The following is a 4,716-nucleotide window of genomic DNA, read 5'->3' on the forward strand; positions in this document are numbered from 1 at the left end:
CCTGCCGCCGGCTGGCGTGTCACCCGCCGCTCTTCAACCAGGCGTACGCCTGCGCGTGCCCTTCGGTCGACGCGAAGTGGTCGGCATTCTGGTCGAGCTGAGCGACCACAGCGAAGTGCCGGCGGAAAAGCTCAAGCCGGCCCTGGAACTGCTGGATAGCAAACCACCCCTGCCCGCCCCGCTATTCAAGCTTTGCCTGTGGACCGCGCAGTATTATCAGCACAGCCTTGGCGACACCCTCAGCTGGGCACTGCCGGTACTGCTGCGTCAGGGCGAACCCGCTGAAGCGCGACAAGAGCGCTACTGGCACGTAGCCGAAGGCGCGAGCCCTGACGATCCGCGATTGGTTCGTGCTCCCAGGCAGCGCGAAGCACTGAAGGCCATCGCCCAGCACGCTCACGGCATGCCACATGCGCTGCTCAGCAAACTGCAACTGAACAAGGACAGCCTCGATCTGCTGCTGGAAAAGGGGCTGGTGCGTATCGAATCCCGCCGCAGCAGGCCGACGCGCGGGCACAGTGGCGGCTGGCTACTACAGGCCGAGCTCACCTTGAATACACAGCAACGCGCGGCCTTCGAGGCGGTGAGCGCGGGCCTCGGAGGATTTCAGGCGTTCCTGCTGGCGGGGGTGACCGGCAGCGGCAAGACCGAGGTCTACCTGCAACTGATTCATCGCGTACTGGAAGCCGGCAAGCAGGCGCTGGTGCTGATCCCCGAGATCAACCTGGGGCCACAGACGCTTGCCCGCTTCGAACAGCGCTTCAACGCCCGGATCGCGCTGCTGCACTCCAACGTCAACGATCGTGAACGACTCGATGCCTGGCTCGCCGCCCGCGATGGCGAGGCGGACATCATCATCGGTACCCGTTCGGCCCTGTTCACGCCGATGAAGAATCCCGGCCTGATCATCATCGACGAGGAGCACGACGCCTCTTATAAACAGCAGGAAGGCTTGCGCTACCACGCCCGCGATCTGGCCCTGCTGCGCGCGCGCCAGGAGAACCTGCCGATCGTGCTTGGTTCGGCCACGCCCTCGCTGGAAAGCCTTCACAACGCCCACAGCGGCCGCTACGCGCTGCTCAAGCTGACGCAACGGGCCGGCAATGCACAGTCGCCGCGCTTCCTGCGCCTGGATGTCAAGAGTCGCCCGCTGGACGCCGGCATATCCGGCCCGCTGCAACAGGCCATCGGCCAGACCCTCAGCGCCGGCCAGCAGGTTTTGGTCTACCTCAACCGACGTGGCTTCGCCCCCACCCTGCTCTGCCATGACTGCGGCTGGCTCAGCCAGTGCCCACGCTGCGACGCGCGGATGACCCTGCATCAACGCCATAACGAACTGCGCTGCCACCACTGCGGGCACGTCGAGCGACCGCCGCGCAACTGTCCGGACTGCGGCAAGGTGGATCTGCGCCCGGTTGGCGCCGGAACGGAACGCGCCGAGGAGCGCCTGGGCATCCTCTTCCCCGACTATCCGGTGCTGCGTATCGACCGCGACAGCACCTCGCGCAAGGGCGCGATGGAGCAGATGATCGGCACCATCAACCGCGGCGAACCCTGCCTGCTGGTCGGCACGCAGATGCTCGCCAAGGGTCACCATTTTCCGCGCGTCACGCTGGTGGCGATTCTCGATGCCGACGGCGGGCTGTTCTCAGCCGACTTCCGCGCCAGCGAGCGCATGGCCCAGCTGATTGTCCAGGTTGCCGGGCGCGCCGGGCGCGCAGAGGAGCCTGGCAAGGTCATCATCCAGACGCATCTGGCCGACCATCCGCTGCTGGTGCAGCTGACCGAACAGGGTTATTTCGCCTTCGCCGAGCAGGCCCTGTCCGAGCGCCGCGCGGCCGGTCTGCCGCCGTTCAGCCATCTGGCGCTGCTGCGCGCCGAGGCACAGAAGCCCGGCCAGGCCGAAGCCTTCCTCGACGACGCCTGCAACCTCGCCGAACAGTTGCTCGACCAGCTGCAGCTCAACGGCGTCGACCTGCTCGGACCGGTTCCCGCACCGATGGAACGGCGTGCAGGTCGCTACAGGGCGCAATTACTGCTTCAGGGCAACGCACGGGCGACCCTGCACCGGCTGATGGGCGCCTGGGTCCCGATGCTCGAACAACTGCCCGGCGGTCGCGCCGTGCGCTGGAGCCTGGATGTCGACCCGATCGATCTGTTCTGATCGCCTGATCGAAACCCGGACTTTTGCCGCCCTGCGCGCCACGCACCTTGAAGCGATACCCATCGCGACCCGATAATGCCGGGTTTTCGCGCACACTTGCGGACTGAGCCGACCATGAAAGACAGCATTCGCCACCTGATCCAGCAAGCCCTCGTCCGCCTGACCGCCGAAGGCGTCCTGCCTGAAGGGCTGACCCCTGCGATTCAGGTGGAAAACACCAGGGACAAGAGCCACGGCGATTTCGCCAGCAACATCGCCATGATGCTGGCCAAACCAGCCGGACTGAAGCCGCGCGACCTGGCCGAGAAGCTGATCGCCGCGCTGCCGCAGGACGCGCAGATCAGCAAGGTGGAAATAGCCGGACCGGGCTTTCTGAACTTCTTCCAGAACAGCGACGCACTGGCCGAGCGCCTCGAAGCGGCCCTGGCCGATCCACAGCTGGCAGTGCGTAAGGCGTCGGCGCCCCAGCGCGTGGTGATCGACCTGTCATCGCCGAACCTGGCGAAAGAGATGCATGTTGGCCACCTGCGCTCGACCATTATTGGTGACGCCATCGGTCGTGTGCTCGAGTACCTCGGCGACGAGGTGATCCGGCAGAACCACGTCGGCGACTGGGGCACCCAGTTCGGCATGCTGCTGGCTTACCTCGAGGAGAAACCGGCGGCGGCGGAAAGCGAGCTGTCCGACCTGGAGCAGTTCTATCGCGCAGCGAAACAGCGCTTCGACGAGTCCGCCGAGTTCGCCGACCGCGCCCGCGAACTGGTGGTAAAGCTTCAAGCCGGGGACGCACAGTGCCTGAGCCTGTGGACGCGCTTCAACGATATTTCCCTGTCGCACTGCCAGAAGATCTACGACCGCCTCAACGTCAATCTGACCCCGGCCGACGTCAAGGGTGAGAGCGCCTACAACGCCGAGCTTGCAGATATCGTCGAAGCCCTGCGCAGTAAAGGTCTGCTCACCGAGGACAACGGCGCGCAGTGCGTCTTCCTCGACGAATTCAAGAACGCCGAAGGCAATCCGCTCCCGGTGATCGTGCAGAAGGCCGGCGGCGGCTACCTCTACGCCACCACCGACCTGGCGGCCATGCGTTACCGCAGCCAGGTCCTGCATGCCGATCGCGCGCTGTATTTCGTCGATCAGCGCCAGGCCCTGCATTTCCAGATGGCTTTCGAAGTGGCGCGTCGCGCCGGCTTTGTCCATGCCGGTATGCAGCTTGAGCACATGGGCTTCGGCACCATGAATGGCGCCGACGGCCGCCCGTTCAAGACCCGCGACGGCGGCACGGTAAAGCTGATCGATCTGCTCGACGAAGCCGAGCAGCGCGCCTATGCCTTGGTCAAGGGCAAGAATCCGGACCTCGATGAAGCCGAGCTGCGCCAGATCGCCCGCGCGGTGGGTATCAGCGCCGTCAAATATGCCGACCTTTCCAAGCACCGCACCAGCGACTATCGCTTCAACTTCGAACTGATGCTGAGCTTCGAAGGCAACACCGCGCCCTACCTGCTCTATGCCTACACCCGCGTGGCCAGCGTTTTCCGCAAGCTGGGTCAAGGCATCGATGAGATCGCGGGGCAGATTCAGCTCGAGGCTGAGCAGGAACTGGCGCTCGCCGCCAAGCTCGCCCAGTTCGGCGAAGTGCTGAACAGAGTCGGCGAGAAAGGCGAACCGCACTTGCTGTGCGCTTACCTGTACGATCTGGCCGGGCTGTTCTCCAGTTTCTACGAGCACTGCCCGATCCTCAGCGCCGAACAGCCAGAGCAGAAGCAGAGTCGACTGCGCCTCGCTGCCCTGACCGGCAAGACCCTCAAGCAGGGCCTGGAACTTCTCGGCCTGGAAACTCTGGAGCGCATGTAAGTGGCTGCAAGGAAGAAAGCCGCGCCCAAACGAGGCGCGAGCCGCTATCAGGCGCCCGCCAAACAGGCCGTACCAGGCTGGATCTGGCTGGTCTGTGGCCTGGTCATCGGCGGTTTCATCATGTTTCTGATGAGCCTCGAACCGGGTGGCGAGGAGGTCAAGCGCAACAAGGACGCACCCAAGACCGCGATCAAGGAGCAGCCCAAGCGCACGCCAGCCAGCGAGCAGGCGACCAAGCCGAAGTACGACTTCTATACGCTGTTGCCGGAGTCGGAAGTGATTCTGCCGCCGGAAGCCAAGCAGCCGGAGCCGCCGGTTAAGCCGGTAACGCCGGAGGAAGCAGCGAAGATCGACGAAGCCCGCGCGCAGGCCGCACTCAATGGCCAGGTACCACCGCCGCCGCCCACAGTGGCCAAGGCACCAGTTACCCAGTTCTTTCTGCAGGCCGGCTCGTTCCGCCAGCAGGCGGAGGCTGATCGGGTACGCGCGCAGATCATCCTGCTTGGTCAGGACGTGCGCGTGGAAAGCGTCAAGGTGCGTGATGAGCCCTGGTATCGCGTGCTGGTCGGACCCTTCGGCAGCCGCGAGCAACTGAATGCCGCACAAAAGACGCTGGCCGCCAGCGGCTACAAGAACCTGCTGTTGCAACAGCGGCAGACGCGCTGAACGAAAAACGCCGGGCTTTCGACCCGGCGTTT

General features: G+C 64.7%; 3 protein-coding genes. All 3 read left to right on the forward strand.

Annotation, left to right across the window (positions count from 1 at the left end):
- Window position 1 precedes the first annotated feature (1 nt).
- The 3 genes from LO50_RS21780 (at window position 2) to LO50_RS21790 (ending at window position 4,684) form a co-directional block, all read left to right on the forward strand.
- A complete protein-coding gene (locus tag LO50_RS21780) occupies window positions 2-2,164 on the forward strand; it encodes a primosomal protein N' (protein WP_080902148.1) in 2,163 nt (720 codons plus the stop codon).
- Between the two features lie 114 nt (window positions 2,165-2,278).
- Window positions 2,279-4,018 (forward strand): arginine--tRNA ligase, encoded by a 1,740-nt coding sequence (argS, locus tag LO50_RS21785; protein ID WP_044316344.1) that lies wholly within the window; start codon window positions 2,279-2,281, stop codon window positions 4,016-4,018.
- Window positions 4,019-4,684, forward strand: coding sequence for an SPOR domain-containing protein (locus LO50_RS21790; protein WP_042926338.1), 666 nt, complete (start codon window positions 4,019-4,021; stop codon window positions 4,682-4,684).
- The last annotated feature ends 32 nt before the right edge of the window (window positions 4,685-4,716 follow it).

The organism is Stutzerimonas stutzeri (genome assembly GCF_000935215.1).
In the GTDB taxonomy this organism is placed as follows: Bacteria; Pseudomonadota; Gammaproteobacteria; order Pseudomonadales; family Pseudomonadaceae; genus Stutzerimonas.